The sequence below is a fragment of the Citrobacter sp. MNAZ 1397 genome (assembly GCF_023613995.1).
GTDB lineage: Bacteria > Pseudomonadota > Gammaproteobacteria > Enterobacterales > Enterobacteriaceae > Phytobacter > Phytobacter ursingii.
Genome location: NZ_JAKIVH010000001.1, coordinates 559,562 through 578,911 on the forward strand (window position 1 = coordinate 559,562; position 19,350 = coordinate 578,911).

The following is a 19,350-nucleotide window of genomic DNA, read 5'->3' on the forward strand; positions in this document are numbered from 1 at the left end:
CACGAAAGGAGAAAGTGCCATGCGTCTTTGCGACCGAGATATTGAAGCCTGGCTGGATCAGGGGCGTCTGTCGATTACCCCGCGTCCCCCCGTTGAGCGTATTAATGGCGCGACTGTCGATGTCCGCCTGGGCAACAAATTTCGTACCTTTCGTGGTCATACCGCCGCATTCATCGACTTGAGCGGTCCGAAAGACGAAGTCAGTGCGGCGCTTGATCGCGTGATGAGCGATGAAATCGTTCTTGCCGACGGCGAAGCGTTTTTCCTGCATCCTGGCGAACTGGCGCTGGCCGTGACCTTTGAATCGGTGACGTTGCCTGCCGATCTGGTGGGCTGGCTGGATGGTCGTTCTTCACTGGCGCGTCTGGGGCTGATGGTTCACGTCACCGCACACCGAATCGATCCCGGCTGGTCGGGCAGCATCGTGCTGGAGTTCTATAATTCTGGCAAACTGCCGCTGGCATTACGCCCCGGCATGCTGATCGGCGCACTGAGCTTTGAGCCGCTCTCCGGCCCGGCCGACCGTCCGTATAACCGCCGCCAGGACGCGAAGTATCGCGACCAGCAGGGTGCGGTTGCCAGCCGCATTGATAAAGACTGAGTGATTTGTACCCACTGAGGCTGCCATGAGAAGAGTGTTAACCACGCTAATGATTTTACTGGTCGTGCTGGTAGCCGGCCTTTCGGCGTTGGTCGTCATGGTCAACCCTAACGATTTCCGTGACTACATGGTACGTCAGGTTGAAGCCCGTAGCGGCTATCAGTTGAAACTTGACGGCCCCCTGCGCTGGCACGTCTGGCCGCAACTGAGCATTCTCTCAGGGCGTGTAACCCTGACCGCACCGGGCGCGGAAGTCCCTGTGGTGAAAGCGGACAATATGCGCCTGGACGTTGGGCTATTACCGCTGCTCTCCCATCAGCTCCAGGTGAAACAGGTGATGCTCAAGGGAGCGGTTATTCAACTGACGCCGCAGACCTATGCGGCGCCAGAGCATGATGCGCCGGTTGCCCCGAAAGAGAACATATTGCCGCAGGCCGCGGAAGATCGCGGCTGGTCGTGGGATATTGCCCGGCTACAGGTGGCCGATAGCGTGCTGGTTTTCCAACATGAAAACGACGAACAGATTACCGTGCGCGATATTCGCCTGCAGATGGAACAGGATGCAGCCCATCAGGCGACACTGGATTTTTCGGGGCGTGTGAATCGCGATCAGCGCGATCTCTCGTTATCCCTGAAAGCGCAAGTGGATGCCAGCGACTACCCGAGCCATCTCACGGCGACCATCAGCGATCTGAAATGGTTGTTGCAGGGGGGCGACGTCCCGGCTCAGGGGATTACAGGCGCGGGCAGCCTTTCCGCGCAGTGGCAGGGCAATCGTCAGCAAATCTCCCTGAGCGATCTGCATCTTAGCGCCAACGACAGCGCCTTTAGCGGCAAAGGCAGTGTCATTCTTTCCGAAAAACCGCAATGGCTGCTGGATTTACAGTTCGACACGCTGAATCTGGATAACCTGCTGGCGCCGAAAGAGACCGCGTCCACTGATGCTTCTCCTGACCAGCAAGGGCAGCAGGCGCAGGCGCGTATGCCGCGACCGGTGATCGCTAATAACATAGAGCCGGAATATACCAGCCTTCGTGATTTCACCGCGCAGGTATCCCTGACCGCGAATAATATTCGCTGGCGCGGAATGCGCTTCGATAACGTCAAGGGACAGTTCTCTAATAACGCCGGCTTGCTCAATATCTCTACCTTACAGGGCAAAATGGGTGACGGGGATATCTCGCTGCCTGGCATGCTGGATGTGCGCCGTGATAATTCCCGCGCAGTCTTCCAGCCGCGGCTGGATAACGTCGAAATTGGCACTATCCTGAAAGCGTTCAATTATCCCATTGCCCTTACGGGTAAGCTCTCTCTGGCGGGCGATTTTTCGGGTAGCCGGATTGATGCCGATGATTTTCGCCGCCACTGGCAGGGCGATGCCCATGTCGAGATCAAAGACAGCCAGATGGAAGGGCTGAATTTCCAACAGCTGGTCCAGCAGGCGGTTGCCCGCAGCAGCGATGTGCAGGCACAGGAAAATTACGATAACGTGACGCGTCTCGACACTTTCAGCACGGATGTGTCGCTGGACACAGGCGTCATGACGCTGGCGGATATGCAGGGCAGTTCACCGCTGCTGAGCCTGTCCGGGCAGGGTGAGATGGACCTGGTGCGTGAGCAATGTGACACCCACTTTACCATCCGCGTACTTGAGGGCTGGAAAGGTGACAGCAAACTGATCGACTACCTGAAATCCACCGACATCCCGCTGAATGTATACGGTAAATGGCAGTCGCTGAATTACAGCCTGCAGGTTGATCAGATTTTGCGTAAACATTTGCAGGATGAAGCGAAACGCCGACTGAGTGAGTGGGCGGATCGCAACAAAGACAGCCAGAATGGTAAAGACCTGAAAAAACTGCTCAACAAACTGTAACGCCGGGAGACCCGGCGCCAGTCAGACCTGATAATCCAGCGCGTCGCCCGTATTCAGGGCGATGATCTGGACCTTCTGAACGCGGTGGCTTTCCACCTCCAGCGTTTTCACTAAATAATCGCCTACCTGAACCTCTTCCCCCGGCGTCGGGATCCGTTGCAGATATTCCATCAATAGCCCGGCAATGGTGTGATATTCCCGTTTTTCATCCAGCGGCAGCGGCACATATTGCACCAGATCTTCCAGCGGCATATGGCCATTCGCGGTCCAGCTACCGTCACTGTTTTTCTGAATATCGTGGCGGGCATCAATTTCTTCCACCTCATTCGGCAGATTCCCGGCGATGGTCTCCATGACGTCACTCAGGGTGACAATACCTTCAACGGAACCGAACTCATCGACCACAAACGCAAAATGGGTACGCGCGCTACGAAACTGCTCCAGCGCCTGTAGCAGCGGCAACGTTTCCGGAAAGACCAACGGCTGGCGGACCAGTACTCTCAAGTCGAGCGGCTCGCCGCGTAGCGACTGCTGGAGTAAATCAATCACATGTACCACGCCCAGCAAATCGGTCTCGTCATTGCCGCCGGTCACCACCATGCGCGTATGCTGGTTTTTCTCCAGCAAATCGCGAATCTCTTCTTCCGGGGCATTCAGGTCGATATGTTCAATATCATGTCGGGAGGTCATGATACTGCTCACCGTACGCTGATTGAGGTTAAGCACCCGGCCAATCATCCGACGCTCTTGCGGGTTAAAAAGCTGGCTACTGTCATGATCGACCAGCATCGACGCGGTTTGTGCATCAAGCTCCGCATCCTCTTTTCTGCCGCTCAGCAGGCGCATTACCGCTTCTGTCGTGCGCTGGCGTAACGTCTGGTTGGCCGACAGGAAACGGCGGCGGTTGAAGATAGCGAGCTGATTAAGCGCTTCAATCATGACCGAGAAACCTATCGCGGCGTACAGATAACCTTTCGGGATATGGAAACCAAAGCCTTCGGCAACGAGGCTAAAGCCAATCATCAGCAGGAAGCTCAGGCAAAGAATAACAATCGTCGGATGGCTGTTTACAAAACGCGTCAGCGCTTTGCTGGCCAGCAGCATCAGCGAGATGGCGACAATGACGGCGGCCATCATGACGGCCAGGTGATCAACCATCCCGACTGCCGTAATCACCGAGTCGAGAGAAAAAACGGCATCCAGAACGACGATTTGCGCCACGACGGCCCAAAACTTCGCCCCTCGCCGTTGCGTGGGGTTATCGCTGTCTTTACCTTCCAGGCGTTCGTTGAGCTCAACGGTGGCCTTAAAGAGCAGGAACAGACCGCCGAACAGCATAATCAGATCGCGCGCGCTGAAACTGAGATCGCGGAAGGCAAAAAGCGGGTTGGTAAGCGTAACCAGCCACGAGATAGACGCGAGCAGTAGCAGGCGCATAACCATTGCCAGCAGCAGCCCTGTGACACGGGCGCGGTCGCGTTGCGCCGGCGGGAGTTTTTCCGCAAGTATCGCGATAAAAACCAGGTTATCAATGCCGAGCACGAGTTCGATCACAATCAGCGTGATCAATCCGGCCCAGATTGATGGATCGGCAATCCATTCCATCGTATGCGTAACACCTTATCAATTCTAACAATTGTCGTTATCTGATCATGGATAAAGCCAATCTAAATTGCAATGCCGGTATGCGATTTATCTTATTTCTGACTGGACCCGGGAGAGAAATTAAAAATCTATTTCCTTATTAGTAATGGGATTATTTTCGTCAGCAGATGAAAATGGTTTTTAGGATATTTCGCATGCGTAAATGCCAGTAAAGATTTTGTCAATATCAATAAAATCCTAAAAAGCTAAATATTTGCTCTTAATATTATTCTTAAAAATATGTTTAGGGTGGGATGTTGCCTTGCCTGTAATTCGCTTAGCTGCAACAATTCCTCCAGCATGTTTCAAATATACCTGTGAAGTTATTTTTAATGCAGCTAAACAGCGTAAATCCTTATGACTGCCTTATTTAAGGCATCCAGGAATATTCTCTATCAGGGTCGGAGTAGAAAAGGGTGTTTTCAATAACTTACTGTTTAATCAGTGGATTGGTAGCTGAAAGCCAAGGGCGGTAGCCTGCCTGACAGCATGTCAAAAAGTCTGGATTATTCTGTCAATAGCATGTGGTTGAATAAGCGATTTTTAGGACTGATACCAGTTATATTACGTTCCGATTAACTGCATTCTGATTCCGTGATGACCAGTCGCTTATTTAAATACACAGGATAATTACTCTGCAAAAGTGATAATTAATCAATGATGAAATCCAAAACGAAATTGATACCATTATTGGTGTCCATGAGCTTGATGAGTGGCTGCACAGTCTTTCCCGGTAGCAATATGTCAACAATGGGAAAAGATGTGATTAAACAACAAGACGCCGATTTTGATTTAGACCGCATGGTGAATGTCTATCCATTGACGCCTCGTCTGGTTGAGCAATTACGTCCGCGCCCGAATGTCGCCCAGCCAAATATGTCGCTGGATCAGGAAATCTCAAACTATCAATATCGCGTTGGCCCAGGGGATGTACTTAGCGTCACCGTCTGGGACCACCCTGAACTGACCACACCTGCAGGCCAGTACCGCAGTTCAAGCGACACCGGTAACTGGGTACAGCCCGACGGCACCATGTTCTATCCCTACATTGGCAAAGTCCATGTCGTCGGCAAAACCCTTGGCGAAATTCGCAGTGATATTACCAGCCGCTTAGCGACGTACATCGCTGACCCGCAGGTGGACGTTAATATCGCCGCTTTCCGTTCGCAAAAAGCCTATGTCTCCGGACAGGTCAATAAATCAGGTCAGCAGGCTATCACTAACGTTCCGCTGACCGTGCTGGATGCCATTAATGCCGCGGGCGGACTTACCGATGCCGCCGACTGGCGCAACGTGGTGCTGACACATAATGGTCAGGAACAGCGTATCTCCCTGCAGGCGCTGATGCAAAACGGCGATTTGAGCCAAAACCGCCTGCTCTATCCGGGGGACATTCTTTTCGTACCGCGTAATGACGATCTGAAAGTCTTCGTGATGGGTGAAGTTAAAAAACAGAGCACCCTCAAAATGGACTTCAGTGGCATGACGCTAACCGAAGCGCTGGGCCAGGCCGAAGGTATCGATCTGACCACCTCCAACGCCAGCGGCATCTTCGTGATTCGTCCGCTCAAAGGCGAGAACGGTCGCGGCGGCAAGATTGCCAACATTTATCAGCTTGATATGTCCGATGCGACCTCGCTGGTGATGGCAACCGAATTCCGCCTCCAGCCGTATGACGTGGTGTATGTGACGACCGCACCGGTTGCTCGCTGGAACCGTCTCATCAATCAGTTGCTGCCAACCATCAGTGGCGTTCGCTACATGACGGATACGGCGCGCGACATTCACACCTGGTGATAGGCGATGTTTAACAAAATTCTGGTGGTGTGTGTGGGGAACATTTGCCGTTCCCCCACGGCGGAGCGGCTGCTGAAAAAGTATCAGCCCGCATTGACGGTAGAGTCAGCCGGGCTAGGAGCGCTGGTAGGTAAAAGCGCGGATGCGGAGGCAGCGCGCGTGGCAGCAAAAAACGATCTGTCCCTTGAAGGGCACTGCGCCCGGCAGGTTTCCGGAAAAATGTGCCGTGATTTCGACCTGATTCTGGTCATGGAAAAACGGCATATCGCCGCACTGTGCGAAATCGCGCCGGAAATGCGCGGCAAAGTGATGCTGTTTGGTCACTGGGACGATGAACGTGAAATTCCCGATCCATATCGCAAAAGCCGCGACGCCTTCGAGGCCGTTTACACCTTACTTGACCAGTCTGCCCGCCAGTGGGCGCAGGCACTGAACGCTCAGCAGGGATAACAATGACAGAGAAAACACACCATTCCGCCGCGTCGACGGTGGGAAATGATGAAATCGATGTAGGGCGATTAATCGGTACAGTCGTCGAGGCCCGCTGGTGGGTGCTGGGGATCACCGGCTTATTTGCCGTGGCCGCTATCGTTTACTGCCTGTTTGCCACGCCAATCTACAGCGCGGATGCGCTGGTACAGATCGAGCAGAATACCGGTAATTCCCTGGTGCAGGATATCGGTTCGGCGCTGGCTAACAAACCCCCTGCGTCGGAAGCGGAAATTCAGTTGATTCAGTCCAGGCTGGTGCTGGGCAAAACCGTCAATGATTTAAATCTGGATATCGCCGTGACCAAAAACACCTTTCCGGTTTTTGGCGCGGGCTGGGACAGATTGATGGGTCGGCAAGATGATACGGTCAAAGTCACGACGTTCACCCTCCCTAAAGAGATGAAAGATCAGGTCTTCACCCTTAAGGTGCTGGGGCCGAAACAGTACTCTCTGACCAGCGACGGAGGCTTTAGCGCACATGGCGAAGTGGGGCAACCGTTAAGCAAGGACGGTGTGACTATGGTGGTTAGCGCTATTCAGGCGGCGAACGACAGCGAATTCACCGTGACGAAATTCTCCACGCTCGGAATGATCAATAACCTGCAAAATAATCTGAGCGTTACCGAGAACGGTAAAGATACCGGTGTGCTCAGCCTGACCTATACCGGCGAAGATCGCGATCAGATCCGCGACATTCTTAACAGCATTACCCGCAACTATCTGCAACAGAACGTTGAGCGTAAGTCCGAAGAAGCCGCGAAGAGCCTGGAGTTCCTGAATAAACAACTGCCGGAAGTTCGCGCCAAACTGGACGTGGCCGAAAACAAACTCAATACCTATCGCCAGCAGCAAGACTCCGTTGACCTGCCGCTGGAAGCGAAATCGGTACTCGACTCGATGGTTAACATCGATGCGCAGTTGAACGAACTGACCTTTAAAGAGGCGGAGATTTCCAAGCTGTACACCAAAGCGCACCCGGCTTACCGCACACTGCTGGAAAAACGCAAAGCGCTGGAAGATGAAAAGGCCAAACTCAACACCCGCGTGACGGCAATGCCAAAAACGCAGCAGGAGATTGTCCGCCTGACGCGTGATGTGGAGTCCGGTCAGCAGGTTTATATGCAGTTGCTGAACAAACAACAGGAGTTGCGTATTACCGAGGCCAGCACCGTGGGGGATGTACGCATTGTTGATGCGGCCATTACTCAGCCTGGGGTATTGAAACCGAAAAAAGCGCTGATCATTCTCGGCAGCGTTATCCTGGGGCTAATCCTCTCTGTGGTCGTGGTTCTTCTGCGTTCACTCTTCAATCGTGGTATCGAAAGCCCGCAGTCGCTGGAAGAGCAGGGGATCAGCGTTTATGCCAGCATTCCGCTGTCGGAGTGGCAAAAAGCGCGCGATACGGTCAAAACCGTCAAGGGCAGCAAACGTTACAAACAGCGCCAGTTGCTGGCGGTGGGTAACCCGGCGGATCTGGCGATTGAAGCGGTACGCAGCCTGCGCACCAGTCTCCATTTCGCCATGATGCAGGCACCCAATAATGTCCTGATGATGACCGGGGTGAGCCCGTCGATTGGTAAAACATTCGTCTGCGCCAACCTGGCGGCGGTGATTAGCCAGACCAATAAACGCGTGCTGATGATCGACTGTGATATGCGCAAAGGCTATACCCACGAACTGCTCGGTACCGATAACGTTAATGGTCTGTCGGATATTCTGGTTGGCAAGGGCAGTATTGAAAACTGTGCCAAAAAAACCTCCATTGCGAACTTTGATCTGGTGCCGCGTGGGCAGATCCCGCCGAACCCGTCCGAACTCTTAATGAGCGAGCGTTTCACGCAGTTGCTGGATTGGGCGAGTAAACATTATGACCTGGTGCTGATTGATACCCCGCCAATCCTCGCGGTGACGGATGCGGCGATCGTGGGACGCCACGCGGGCACCACGTTGATGGTCGCGCGTTATGCGGTGAATACGGTGAAAGAGGTGCAGACCAGTCTGAGCCGCTTTGAGCAAAACGGTATTCAGGTCAAAGGCGTCATCCTGAACTCCATTTTCCGCCGTGCTACCGGCTATCAGGATTACGGCTATTACGAATATGAATACAAGTCTGATAGCAAATAACGTTTAACCCTAACCCCTCACCCCGTCCCTCTCCCACAGCGGAGAGGGGAAAAGCGTAGTCGCTTGTAAATGGACTCAACCGTTTCCTTACCCCACCGGGGAGAGGGGAAAAGAGTGCTCTCGCTTGCACATGGGCGTACAGCTTTCCCTCGCCCCTCAAGGGAGAGGGAGAGGGTGAGAGGAATATTGATCAATCGGGGAAGAAAATGACCACAGAACGTCCGTTAATCTCGATCTATATGCCGACATGGAACCGTCAACAACTGGCTATTCGCGCTATCAAATCGGTGCTGCGTCAGGATTATACCCACTGGGAATTGATCATTGTAGACGACTGCTCAACTGCCTTTGAGCAACTCCAGAGTTATGTGGCCGAATTGAATGACCCGCGTGTGACCTATACCCGTAACGCGTTTAATTCCGGCGCCTGCGCGGTGCGCAACCAGGCCATCATGCAGGCGAAAGGCGAGTTTATTACCGGTATTGATGATGACGATGAATGGACGCCGGACCGCCTGTCTGTTTTCCTGGAACATAAACACCAGCTGGTATCGCGGGCTTTTCTCTATGCCAACGACTATGTCTGTCAGGGCGAAGTCTATTCACAACCGACCAGCTTACCGCTTTACCCAAAATCGCCGTTTTCCCGCAAGTTGTTCTACAAGCGCAACATTGTGGGCAACCAGGTGTTCAGTTGGTCCTGGCGCTTTAAGGAGTGCCTGTTCGATACGCAACTGAAAGCGGCACAGGACTACGACATCTTTTTGCGCATGGTGGAGCAGTATGGCGAGCCGTGGAAAATCGAAAAAGCGACGCAAATTCTGCACATCAATCACGGTGAAATGCAGATTACCTCGTCGCCGAAAAAATTCTCGGGCTACTTCCACTTCTACCGGAAACACAAAGCTAAATTTGACCGCGCCAGCAAGAAATATCAGCTGTTCACGCTCTACCAGATCCGTAATAAGCGCATGAACTGGCGCACGCTGCTGACGCTTTTCTCGGTACGCAATGGCAAGCGTCTGGCTGATGGTTTGCGAGGGAAATGATGCGATTAGAAGATTTTCGCGCTAATCAATGGAGTTTGCGCCCGTGCTGCATGGTCGCGGCCTATCGCGTCGCCCATTTTTGCTCCGTATGGCGCAAGAAAAATGTGCTCAACAACCTGTGGGCGGCGCCCGTGCTAGTGGTTTACCGCTTTATGACGGAATGTCTGTTTGGCTATGAGATCCAGGCGGCGGCGACCATTGGCCGTCGTTTCACCATTCATCATGGCTACGCCGTGGTCATTAATAAGCATGTGGTCGCGGGGGATGATTTCACCATTCGCCATGGTGTGACCATTGGTAATCGTGGCGCAGACAATCTGGCCTGTCCGGTTATCGGCAACAACGTTGAACTCGGGGCTAACGTGGTCTTGCTGGGTGATATCACCATTGGTAATAACGTCATGGTTGGCGCAGGCAGCGTTGTGCTCGACAACGTGCCGGATAATGCGCTGGTGGTGGGTGAAAAAGCGCGGGTGAAGGCAATCAAATGAACATATTACAATTTAACGTTCGCCTCGCAGAGGGCGGCGCGGCAGGTGTCGCGCTGGATTTACACCAGCGGGCGCTGCAGCAGGGCATGCATTCACGCTTTGTTTACGGCTACGGGAAAGGCGGCAAGAAAAGCGTCAGCCATGACCAGTATCCCAATGTGTTTAAACAGACGCCGCGTCTGACCTCAATGGCAAACCTGGCGCTGTTTCGCCTGTTTAACCGCGATGTCTTTGGCAATCTTAATAATCTCTATCGCAGCGTCAGCCGCACCAAAGGGCCGGTGGTGCTGCACTTTCACGTGATGCACAGTTACTGGCTGAACCTGAAAGACCTGGTGGCGTTCTGCCAGAGACTGAAAGCGCATAAGCCTGATGTGACCTTTGTCTGGACGCTGCATGATCACTGGAGCGTCACCGGGCGTTGTGCATTCACTGATGGCTGTGAAGGCTGGAAACAGGGATGCAAAAAGTGCCCGACGCTGACGAACTATCCGCCGGTAAAAGTGGATCGCGCGCAGCAACTGGTGGATGAGAAACGCCGTTTGTTTAACGAGATGATGGCGCTGGGCTGCCAGTTTATTTCCCCCAGTCAGCATGTGGCCGAGGCATTCAATAGCCTGTACGGCGCGGGTCGTTGCCGCATTATCAATAATGGTATTGATGTAGCGACCGAAGCCATTCTTGCAGATTTGCCCCCGGTTACCGTCACCCATGGGCGACCGAAAATCGCCGTGGTGGCCCACGATTTGCGCTATGACGGTAAGACTAATCAACAACTTGTTCGTGACGTGATGGCGCTGGGCGAGCGCGTTGAACTGCATACCTTTGGCAAGTTTTCTCCCTTTGAGGGACCAAACGTAGTCAACCACGGTTTTCTGACCGATAAGCGTCAGTTAATGAGCGAACTCAACCAGATGGATGCGCTGCTCTTTACCTCACGCGTGGACAACTATCCGCTGATTTTGTGTGAAGCGCTTTCCATCGGCGTGCCGGTTATCGCCACGCACAGTGATGCCGCGCGTGAAGTTCTGGAGAAGTCGGGCGGCAAGACCTTTAGCGAAGCGGAAGTTGTGCCGCTGGCGCAACTTCATAAAGCCGATATCGCGCAGGCCGTGTTTGGCACATCGCTGGATGCGTTTCGGGCGCGCAGCCGTCGCGCATATAGCGGGCAACAGATGCTGGAGGAATATGTCTCATTCTATCAGGGTCTGTAGTTATCTCCTGCTGCCGCTGATTTACTTGCTGGTTAACGTGAAAATTTTCCAGCTTGGCGAAAGCTTTCCGATAACCATCGTTACGTTCTTACCGCTGTTGCTGTTGCTCTATGTGGAAAAAATCAATCTGAAAAAGTTGATGATAGCCCTGGGCACCGGTGCCGGATTGACGCTGTTTAATTACATTTTTGGGCAGTCACTGAACGCCAGTAAGTATGTGACGTCAACGATGCTGTTTGTTTATATCGTTATCATCATCGGCATGGTATGGAGTATTCGCTTCAAAACGGTTTCGCCGCATAACTACCGCAAAATACTTCGCTTCTTTTATGTAGTGGTTGCATTGGTGGTGATGCTGGCGGCAGCGGAAATGGCGCAAATTATTCTCTCTGGCGGCAGCAGTCTCATGGAGATAATTTCGAAATATCTGATTTACAGTAACAGCTACGTACTGAATTTTATCAAATTTGGTGGTAAGAGGACGACGGCACTCTATTTCGAACCGGCATTCTTCGCCCTGGCATTAATCTCAATTTGGCTCAGCATCAAACAGTTTGGTATCAAAACGCCGAAGACAGATGCTATGATTCTGACAGGGATAGTTCTTTCGGGATCGTTTTCAGGGGTAATGACATTTATCCTTTTTTATCTACTGGAATGGGCATTTCAGTATTTAAACAAGGAAGCGATACGCAAGAAATTGCCGCTGGCAATTATTTCACTGGCGGTATTTGTTGTCGGGGTGGTGTTCGCCTTTCCTTATATTGCGGAACGTCTCGGTGATTTAGGAACAGAAGGCTCCTCCTCTTATTATCGCATTATCGGACCGCTGGCGATGGTGGGATATTCCCTGACAAACATTGATGGTGCTGTAAGATTTGGCTCACTTTACGAATATGTTGCATCATTCGGAATCTTTAACGGTGCAGATGTCGGCAAAACCATAGACAATGGCTTGTATCTGTTAATTATCTATTTTTCATGGTTTGCCGTATTACTGACCGGTTGGTATTTGTTCAAAGTTGCAAGAATGACTGTCAATGCGTTTGGTAATAATCAGAATTTTCGTGTTCAGCTTTATCTGTTCGCTCCTATATCGTGGTTTTTTACGGGATCGATCTTTAGCCCTGAATACGCATTTTTAATTGTTTGCCCGTTTATTTTCCGCAAGGCGTTAAATATTTCGAGCATATGACGAGGTGGGTCACATGTTACTAAGCGTTATTACTGTTGCGTTTCGTAATTATGAAGGCGTGATGAAAACCTGGAAATCGCTGGCCCATCTGGCACAGGCGCAGGATATCGCATTCGAGTGGATTGTTGTGGACGGTGGCTCTGCTGACGGTACCGCAGAGTTTCTGGAAAATCTCAACGGGCAGTACCACTTACGTTACGTCAGCGAGAAAGATAACGGCATCTATGATGCGATGAATAAAGGCATCAGTATGGCCAATGGCCGCTTCGCGTTATTCCTCAATTCAGGTGATATCCTGCATCCGGAAAGCGTTGAAGTTATCCGCCAGCTGGCACAAGAACGTGACAATGCAATGTACATTGGCGATGCCTTATTAGATTTCGGCGATGGTACAAAAATACGCCGTAGTGCAAAACGTGGCTGGTATATTTATCACAGCTTGCCTGCCAGCCATCAGGCCATATTCTTCCCGATGAGCGGCCTGAAAACCTACCCCTACGATTTACAATATAAAGTCTCTTCCGATTACGCGCTGGCAGCCAGAATGTTCAAAGCAGGCTTTCGCTTCAAACGCCTGCACGGTCTGGTATCCGAATTTTCTATGGGTGGCGTTTCTACGTCGAATAACCTTGAATTATGTCGGGATGCTCGCAACGTCCAACGAAAAATATTACATGTGCCGGGCTTCTGGGCGGAATTATCGTATCTGTTACGCCTGCGCACTACCGGTAAAGCGAAAGCCTTATATAACAAAGCGTAATGTGAATGCCCTGAGTAATTCGAGTTGCGGAATGACGGCAAGTCAGAGAATTTCGATGCGCTGACTTAAGTAAACGGTGCGGTTAAACGAATTTAGTCAACGCAACGGTAGCTTGAAGAATAAAGGGCAACGTATAAGGAAACACGATGCAAGACTTACAAGGATTCTCCGTGCCGAAAGGCTTTCGGGGCGGGAGTGCTATTAAGGTTCAATTGTGGTGGGCGGTGCAGTCGACATTATTTGCCTGGTCGCCACAAATTATGTATCGCTGGCGTGCCTTTCTGCTGCGTTTATTCGGTGCAAAAATCGGAAAAAACGTAGTGATCCGTCCGTCAGTGAAAATAACGTATCCATGGAAATTAACGCTGGGTGATTACAGCTGGGTCGGCGATGACGCTGTTTTATATACCCTGGGCGAGATCTCAATCGGCGCTAATTCTGTGATTTCGCAGAAATGTTATTTGTGTACCGGTAGTCACGATTTTATGAGCGCGCACTTTGATATTACCGCGTCGCCCATCGTGATTGGCGATAAATGCTGGTTGGCAACGGATGTCTTTGTTGCTCCCGGCGTGCGTATTGGTGACGGAACGGTTGTCGGTGCGCGCAGCAGTGTTTTTAAGACGCTTCCGGCAAATGCAATTTGCCGTGGCAACCCCGCAGTGGTAACGCGCGAACGCGTAAAAACTGAATAACTTCTGATAAGTAATAGAGGAATAAAATATGTCTAAAGTCGCTCTCATCACCGGCGTTACCGGGCAAGATGGCTCTTATCTGGCAGAACTGCTTCTGGAAAAGGGTTATGAAGTTCATGGCATCAAGCGTCGTGCCTCTTCATTCAACACTGAGCGTGTGGACCATATTTATCAGGATCCGCACACCAGTAACCCGAAATTCCACCTTCACTATGGCGATCTGACGGATACCTCTAACCTGACCCGTATTCTGCAGGAAGTGCAGCCGGATGAGGTTTATAACCTTGGGGCGATGAGCCATGTCGCGGTCTCTTTTGAATCACCAGAATACACCGCCGATGTAGATGCGATGGGGACATTGCGTCTGCTGGAAGCCATCCGCTTCCTGGGCCTTGAAAAGAAAACGCGTTTTTACCAGGCATCGACCTCTGAACTGTATGGCCTGGTTCAGGAAATCCCGCAGAAAGAGACCACGCCATTCTACCCACGTTCTCCGTATGCTGTCGCCAAACTGTACGCTTACTGGATCACCGTAAACTACCGTGAATCCTATGGCATGTACGCCTGCAACGGCATCCTGTTTAACCACGAGTCTCCGCGCCGTGGCGAAACTTTCGTAACCCGCAAAATTACCCGCGCCATTGCCAACATCGCTCAGGGGCTCGAATCTTGCCTCTACCTTGGCAACATGGATTCTCTGCGTGACTGGGGCCATGCGAAAGATTACGTGAAGATGCAGTGGATGATGCTGCAGCAGGACCATCCGGAAGACTTCGTTATCGCCACCGGCGTGCAGTATTCCGTGCGTCAGTTTGTGGAAATGGCGGCGGCGCAGCTGGGTATCAAACTTCGCTTTGAAGGCAAGGGTGTGGAAGAGAAGGGGATTGTTGTCTCCGTCACCGGCCATGACGCGCCAGGCGTGAAACCGGGCGATGTCATTGTTGCCGTTGACCCGCGTTACTTCCGTCCGGCAGAAGTGGAAACTCTGCTCGGCGATCCGACCAAAGCACACGAAAAACTGGGCTGGAAACCGGAAACCACGCTGCAGGAGATGGTCTCTGAGATGGTAGCCAAAGATCTTGAAGCGGCGAAAAAACATTCGCTGTTGAAAGCTCACGGTTACGAGGTTGCCATCGCGCTGGAGTCCTGAGAATGACGAAACAACGTATCTTTGTCGCGGGTCACCGCGGCATGGTCGGGTCGGCCATCGTAAGACTGCTGTCGCAACGTGAAGACGTAGAACTGGTACTGCGTAACCGCGACGAACTGAACCTGTTGGATTCTGCGCAGGTGCAGGCGTTCTTTGCCAGCGAACGTATCGACCAGGTCTATCTGGCGGCGGCGAAAGTAGGTGGCATTGTCGCCAATAACACCTACCCGGCAGATTTCATCTACGAGAACATGATGATTGAGTGCAACATCATTCACGCGGCGCATTTGCATGACGTGAACAAGCTGTTGTTCCTCGGTTCATCCTGTATTTACCCGAAGCTGGCGCACCAGCCGATGGCGGAAAGTGAGCTTCTTCAGGGGACGCTGGAGGCGACTAACGAACCGTATGCGATTGCCAAAATCGCCGGTATCAAACTGTGCGAGTCCTACAACCGCCAGTACAACCGTGATTATCGCTCGGTGATGCCGACTAACCTGTACGGGCCGAATGACAACTTCCACCCGAGCAACTCCCACGTGATCCCGGCATTGCTCCGTCGCTTTCATGAAGCCACGCTCAGCAATGCGCCTGACGTCGTGGTATGGGGCAGCGGCACGCCGATGCGCGAGTTCCTCCACGTGGACGACATGGCGGCAGCCAGCATTCATGTGATGGAGCTGGATCGCGAAGTGTGGCAGGAGAATACCGAACCGATGCTGTCGCACATTAATGTCGGCACCGGGCTGGATTGCACGATCCGTGAACTGGCGCAAACGGTCGCTCAGGTCGTGGGCTACAAAGGTCGGGTGGTCTTTGACGCCACTAAGCCGGATGGTACGCCACGCAAACTGCTGGATGTCTCCCGCCTGCATGCGCTTGGCTGGTATCACGAGATCTCGCTGGAGCAGGGGCTGGCAAGCACCTACCAGTGGTTCCTCGAAAATCAGCAACGGTTCAGGGGGTAAGCATGTTTTTACGTCCGGAAGATTTTGCCACGGTCGTGCGTTCGACTCCGCTTATCTCCATCGATCTTATTGTGGAGAACGACAGCGGCGAGTTTTTGCTCGGCAAGCGTACGAATCGTCCGGCGCAGGGTTACTGGTTTGTACCGGGTGGACGGGTGCAAAAAGATGAACCTCTGGCGAGCGCGTTTGAACGTTTGACGCTGGCTGAACTGGGCGTACTCCTGCCGATGTCGGCAGGAGAGTTTTATGGCGTCTGGCAGCACTTCTATGACGACAACTTTTCCGGCAGCGATTTTTCTACCCACTACATCGTGCTCGGTTTTCGCTTACGGGTCGATGCCTCCACGCTGGCGCTGCCGACAGAACAGCACGATGACTATCGCTGGCTGACGCCCGATGTGCTGATTGCCGATCCGCTGGTACATGACAATAGCCGCGCCTATTTCAAGGAAGCGCGGGGAGTACCGGGCTTATGAAAATTCTTGTTTACGGCATCAACTATGCGCCGGAATTAACCGGTATCGGTAAATACACGGGCGAAATGGTTGAATGGATGGCCCGGCAGGGGCATGACGTGCGTGTCATTACCGCGCCGCCTTACTACCCGGAGTGGCAGGTGGGTAAGGCGTATTCCACCTGGCGTTATCGCCGGGAAAGCGGTGCCGCGACCGTCTGGCGCTGTCCACTGTATGTACCGAAACAGCCCTCGACACTGAAACGACTGATCCATCTGACCAGCTTCGCCGTGAGCAGCTTTTTTCCGCTGATGGCACAGCGACGCTGGAAGCCGGATCGCATCATCGGCGTGGTACCGACGCTGTTTTGTACACCGGGCATGCGTCTGCTGGCAAAACTCACCGGTGCCCGCACGCTATTGCATATTCAGGATTATGAAGTCGACGCCATGCTTGGCTTAGGGATGGCCGGGAAAGGCAAAACCGGCAAAGTGGCGAAACTGGCTACCGCGTTTGAGCGCAGCGCTCTGCACAATGTCGACAATGTCTCCACCATCTCCCGCTCAATGATGAACAAAGCACGGGAAAAAGGGGTGGAAGCCGGGCGGATAATCTTCTTTCCGAACTGGTCAGAAGTGGCCCGCTTTCGCGACGTTGATCCGCAGGATGTCGCGCAACTGAGACAGACTCTGGGGTTGCCTGAGGATAAAAAAATCATTCTTTACTCCGGCAATATCGGTGAGAAGCAGGGGCTTGAAAATGTGATTGCGGCTGCGGCTAACCTCCGCGAACAACCGTGGCTGTTTGTGATTGTGGGGCAGGGCGGCGGCAAAGCGAGACTGGAAAAGCAAGCCCTGCAACAGGGGCTGGATAACGTGAAATTCTTTCCGTTGCAGCCTTACGACGCCTTGCCAGCGCTGCTCAAGATGGCCGATTGCCATCTGGTGATTCAAAAACGTGGCGCGGCGGACGCCGTGCTGCCATCGAAACTGACCAATATTCTCGCCGTGGGCGGCAATGCCGTTATCACCGCCGAAGCGTCCACCGAGCTGGGCCAGCTTTGTCTGGCATCGCCGGGTATCGCCGTGTGTGTGGAACCCGAATCCGTGCCGGCGCTGACGGCGGGCATCGAACAGGCACTTTTGATGCCCAAAACCAACACGGTGGCACGTGAATATGCCGAACGCACGCTCGAGAAAGAGAGCGTGTTAACCCAGTTTATGACTGATATCTCCCGACGCGATCCGACGGTGAGCGCAGGGCAGGCTGCCCATGCGCAAGACGAACGTCTGAATTACGAAGGGAATGGGGATAAATCATGAGTCAAACACAACTGTATCCGGTGGTAATGGCCGGGGGTTCCGGCAGCCGCCTGTGGCCGCTCTCCCGTGTCCTGTATCCCAAACAATTCCTCTGCCTGAAAGGTGATTTGACCATGCTGCAGACCACCGTCTGCCGCCTGGATGGGGTGGAGTGTGAAAGTCCGGTGGTTATCTGCAATGAACAGCATCGCTTTATTGTTGCCGAGCAGTTGCGCCAGCTTAACAAGCTGACGGAGAACATCATTCTTGAACCCGCAGGGCGCAACACCGCACCCGCGATCGCGCTGGCCGCGATGGCGATCACACGTCATAACCCGACCTCCGACCCGCTGATGCTGGTGCTGGCGGCGGATCATGTGATTCAGGATGAAGAAGCGTTTCGTACCTCGGTTCGTCAGGCTCTGGCCTATGCCGAAAGCGGCAAACTGGTGACCTTTGGCATCGTACCGGACCTGCCGGAGACCGGATATGGCTACATTCGCCGTGGCGAGGTAACCCCAGGCAAAGGCGATGGCCTGGCCTTCGATGTGGCGCAGTTTGTCGAAAAACCAAATCTGGAAACCGCGCAGGGTTATGTGGCGAGCGGTGAATATTACTGGAACAGCGGCATGTTCCTGTTTAGCGCCGGGCGCTATCTGGAGGAGCTGAGAAAATATCGTCCCGATATTTACGAGGCCTGCGAGCGCGCGATGGATGTGACGGATCCGGATCTGGACTTTATCCGTGTTGATGAAGCCGCGTTTCTGGCCTGTCCGGAAGAGTCTATCGACTATGCAGTAATGGAAAAAACGGCCGATGCGGTGGTGGTGCCGATGGATGCTGGCTGGAGTGATGTGGGCTCCTGGTCCTCTTTGTGGGAAATCAGCGCCCATACTCCTGAGGGAAACGTCCATCACGGCGACGTCATCAGTCATGATACCGAGAACAGCTTCGTCTATGCGGAGTCCGGTCTGGTCACCACCGTCGGCGTGAAAGATCTTGTGGTGGTGCAGACCAAGGATGCCGTGCTGATCGCGGACCGTAACCACGTGCAGGATGTGAAGAAAGTGGTCGAGCAAATCAAAGCGGATGGCCGCCATGAACACCACATCCACCGTGAAGTTTATCGTCCCTGGGGTAAATATGACTCCATTGACGCAGGCGATCGCTATCAGGTGAAGCGCATCACCGTGAAACCCGGCGAAGGGCTCTCGGTTCAGATGCATCACCATCGTGCTGAACACTGGGTGGTGGTGGCGGGTACGGCGAAAGTCACCATCAATGACGAGATCAAACTGCTGGGTGAGAACGAGTCGGTCTACATTCCGCTCGGTGCGCGCCATTGTCTTGAGAACCCGGGAAAAATACCTCTCGATTTAATTGAAGTACGCTCCGGTTCCTATCTCGAAGAGGACGATATTGTGCGGTTTGAAGATCGTTACGGACGCATCTGACACTGTCCGACATCTTTCGCGCCGCTGCTGATTTGCCGCAACGCGACGTCGGATAGATATAACAAATGAATTCTTTTTGATTATT

17 protein-coding genes are annotated in these 19,350 nt (G+C 52.9%); 16 read left to right on the top strand and 1 reads right to left on the bottom strand.

Features of this window, described 5'->3' with window-relative positions:
* Positions 1-19: 19 nt before the first annotated feature.
* The gene (gene dcd / locus L2097_RS02370; RefSeq protein ID WP_047369596.1) at positions 20-601 is read left to right on the top strand and encodes a dCTP deaminase; all 582 of its coding nucleotides are present in this window, start codon (positions 20-22) and stop codon (positions 599-601) included.
* 25 nt (positions 602-626) lie between these two features.
* Complete coding sequence (asmA, locus tag L2097_RS02375) at positions 627-2,477, top strand: outer membrane assembly protein AsmA (protein WP_250352049.1); 1,851 nt, start codon at positions 627-629, stop codon at positions 2,475-2,477.
* 21 nt (positions 2,478-2,498) lie between these two features.
* Here the strand turns inward: asmA and L2097_RS02380 are convergent, their stop codons facing one another.
* Positions 2,499-4,082: a TerC family protein gene (locus L2097_RS02380; protein ID WP_047369598.1), complete on the bottom strand. Its 1,584-nt coding sequence runs from the start codon at positions 4,080-4,082 to the stop codon at positions 2,499-2,501.
* Between the two features lie 696 nt (positions 4,083-4,778).
* Between L2097_RS02380 and L2097_RS02385 the strand changes: the two genes are divergently transcribed.
* The 14 genes from L2097_RS02385 to cpsB all read left to right on the top strand — a co-directional run bounded on the left by L2097_RS02385 (position 4,779) and on the right by cpsB (position 19,265).
* Positions 4,779-5,918 carry a polysaccharide export protein gene (locus L2097_RS02385; protein ID WP_047369599.1) on the top strand — a complete coding sequence of 380 codons (1,140 nt, stop codon included), beginning with the start codon at positions 4,779-4,781 and terminating at the stop codon, positions 5,916-5,918.
* Between the two features lie 6 nt (positions 5,919-5,924).
* Positions 5,925-6,368 carry a low molecular weight protein-tyrosine-phosphatase Wzb gene (gene wzb, locus L2097_RS02390; RefSeq protein ID WP_085006492.1) on the top strand — a complete coding sequence of 148 codons (444 nt, stop codon included), beginning with the start codon at positions 5,925-5,927 and terminating at the stop codon, positions 6,366-6,368.
* A 2-nt stretch (positions 6,369-6,370) separates the two neighbouring features.
* Positions 6,371-8,533: a tyrosine-protein kinase Wzc gene (wzc, locus tag L2097_RS02395; protein ID WP_047369601.1), complete on the top strand. Its 2,163-nt coding sequence runs from the start codon at positions 6,371-6,373 to the stop codon at positions 8,531-8,533.
* Positions 8,534-8,739: 206 nt separating this feature from the next.
* A complete protein-coding gene (wcaA, locus tag L2097_RS02400; RefSeq protein ID WP_165158294.1) occupies positions 8,740-9,582 on the top strand; it encodes a colanic acid biosynthesis glycosyltransferase WcaA in 843 nt (280 codons plus the stop codon).
* Positions 9,582-10,073, top strand: a complete 492-nt coding sequence (wcaB, locus tag L2097_RS02405; RefSeq protein ID WP_250353114.1) for a colanic acid biosynthesis acetyltransferase WcaB — start codon at positions 9,582-9,584, stop codon at positions 10,071-10,073. Before wcaA ends, wcaB begins: the two co-directional genes overlap by 1 nt.
* Positions 10,070-11,287: a colanic acid biosynthesis glycosyltransferase WcaC gene (gene wcaC / locus L2097_RS02410; protein WP_250352050.1), complete on the top strand. Its 1,218-nt coding sequence runs from the start codon at positions 10,070-10,072 to the stop codon at positions 11,285-11,287. Before wcaB ends, wcaC begins: the two co-directional genes overlap by 4 nt.
* Positions 11,262-12,482, top strand: a complete 1,221-nt coding sequence (gene wcaD / locus L2097_RS02415) for a colanic acid polymerase WcaD (protein ID WP_085006488.1) — start codon at positions 11,262-11,264, stop codon at positions 12,480-12,482. The genes wcaC and wcaD overlap by 26 nt, the downstream gene beginning before the upstream one ends.
* Before the next feature lie 13 nt (positions 12,483-12,495).
* The gene (gene wcaE / locus L2097_RS02420; RefSeq protein ID WP_047369606.1) at positions 12,496-13,242 is read left to right on the top strand and encodes a colanic acid biosynthesis glycosyltransferase WcaE; all 747 of its coding nucleotides are present in this window, start codon (positions 12,496-12,498) and stop codon (positions 13,240-13,242) included.
* 146 nt (positions 13,243-13,388) lie between these two features.
* Positions 13,389-13,937 carry a colanic acid biosynthesis acetyltransferase WcaF gene (gene wcaF / locus L2097_RS02425; protein ID WP_085006487.1) on the top strand — a complete coding sequence of 183 codons (549 nt, stop codon included), beginning with the start codon at positions 13,389-13,391 and terminating at the stop codon, positions 13,935-13,937.
* A gap of 28 nt (positions 13,938-13,965) precedes the next feature.
* Positions 13,966-15,087, top strand: a complete 1,122-nt coding sequence (gene gmd / locus L2097_RS02430; protein WP_041851967.1) for a GDP-mannose 4,6-dehydratase — start codon at positions 13,966-13,968, stop codon at positions 15,085-15,087.
* A 2-nt stretch (positions 15,088-15,089) separates the two neighbouring features.
* Positions 15,090-16,055, top strand: coding sequence for a GDP-L-fucose synthase (gene fcl, locus L2097_RS02435; protein ID WP_047369608.1), 966 nt, complete (start codon positions 15,090-15,092; stop codon positions 16,053-16,055).
* A gap of 2 nt (positions 16,056-16,057) precedes the next feature.
* Positions 16,058-16,531, top strand: coding sequence for a GDP-mannose mannosyl hydrolase (locus L2097_RS02440; RefSeq protein WP_047369609.1), 474 nt, complete (start codon positions 16,058-16,060; stop codon positions 16,529-16,531).
* Positions 16,528-17,832 carry a colanic acid biosynthesis fucosyltransferase WcaI gene (gene wcaI, locus L2097_RS02445; protein WP_047369610.1) on the top strand — a complete coding sequence of 435 codons (1,305 nt, stop codon included), beginning with the start codon at positions 16,528-16,530 and terminating at the stop codon, positions 17,830-17,832. The genes L2097_RS02440 and wcaI overlap by 4 nt, the downstream gene beginning before the upstream one ends.
* Positions 17,829-19,265: a mannose-1-phosphate guanyltransferase gene (gene cpsB / locus L2097_RS02450; protein ID WP_250352051.1), complete on the top strand. Its 1,437-nt coding sequence runs from the start codon at positions 17,829-17,831 to the stop codon at positions 19,263-19,265. The genes wcaI and cpsB overlap by 4 nt, the downstream gene beginning before the upstream one ends.
* The last annotated feature ends 85 nt before the right edge of the window (positions 19,266-19,350 follow it).

Excerpts from the sequence above, each read along its gene's own strand:
- dcd (WP_047369596.1), top strand. The coding sequence starts at position 20 with ATGCGTCTTTGCGACCGAGATATTGAAGCCTGGCTGGATCAGGGGCGT.
- asmA (WP_250352049.1), top strand. The coding sequence starts at position 627 with ATGAGAAGAGTGTTAACCACGCTAATGATTTTACTGGTCGTGCTGGTA.
- L2097_RS02380 (WP_047369598.1), bottom strand. The coding sequence starts at position 4,082 with ATGGAATGGATTGCCGATCCATCAATCTGGGCCGGATTGATCACGCTG.
- L2097_RS02385 (WP_047369599.1), top strand. The coding sequence starts at position 4,779 with ATGATGAAATCCAAAACGAAATTGATACCATTATTGGTGTCCATGAGC.
- wzb (WP_085006492.1), top strand. The coding sequence starts at position 5,925 with ATGTTTAACAAAATTCTGGTGGTGTGTGTGGGGAACATTTGCCGTTCC.
- wzc (WP_047369601.1), top strand. The coding sequence starts at position 6,371 with ATGACAGAGAAAACACACCATTCCGCCGCGTCGACGGTGGGAAATGAT.
- wcaA (WP_165158294.1), top strand. The coding sequence starts at position 8,740 with ATGACCACAGAACGTCCGTTAATCTCGATCTATATGCCGACATGGAAC.
- wcaB (WP_250353114.1), top strand. The coding sequence starts at position 9,582 with ATGCGATTAGAAGATTTTCGCGCTAATCAATGGAGTTTGCGCCCGTGC.
- wcaC (WP_250352050.1), top strand. The coding sequence starts at position 10,070 with ATGAACATATTACAATTTAACGTTCGCCTCGCAGAGGGCGGCGCGGCA.
- wcaD (WP_085006488.1), top strand. The coding sequence starts at position 11,262 with ATGTCTCATTCTATCAGGGTCTGTAGTTATCTCCTGCTGCCGCTGATT.
- wcaE (WP_047369606.1), top strand. The coding sequence starts at position 12,496 with ATGTTACTAAGCGTTATTACTGTTGCGTTTCGTAATTATGAAGGCGTG.
- wcaF (WP_085006487.1), top strand. The coding sequence starts at position 13,389 with ATGCAAGACTTACAAGGATTCTCCGTGCCGAAAGGCTTTCGGGGCGGG.
- gmd (WP_041851967.1), top strand. The coding sequence starts at position 13,966 with ATGTCTAAAGTCGCTCTCATCACCGGCGTTACCGGGCAAGATGGCTCT.
- fcl (WP_047369608.1), top strand. The coding sequence starts at position 15,090 with ATGACGAAACAACGTATCTTTGTCGCGGGTCACCGCGGCATGGTCGGG.
- L2097_RS02440 (WP_047369609.1), top strand. The coding sequence starts at position 16,058 with ATGTTTTTACGTCCGGAAGATTTTGCCACGGTCGTGCGTTCGACTCCG.
- wcaI (WP_047369610.1), top strand. The coding sequence starts at position 16,528 with ATGAAAATTCTTGTTTACGGCATCAACTATGCGCCGGAATTAACCGGT.
- cpsB (WP_250352051.1), top strand. The coding sequence starts at position 17,829 with ATGAGTCAAACACAACTGTATCCGGTGGTAATGGCCGGGGGTTCCGGC.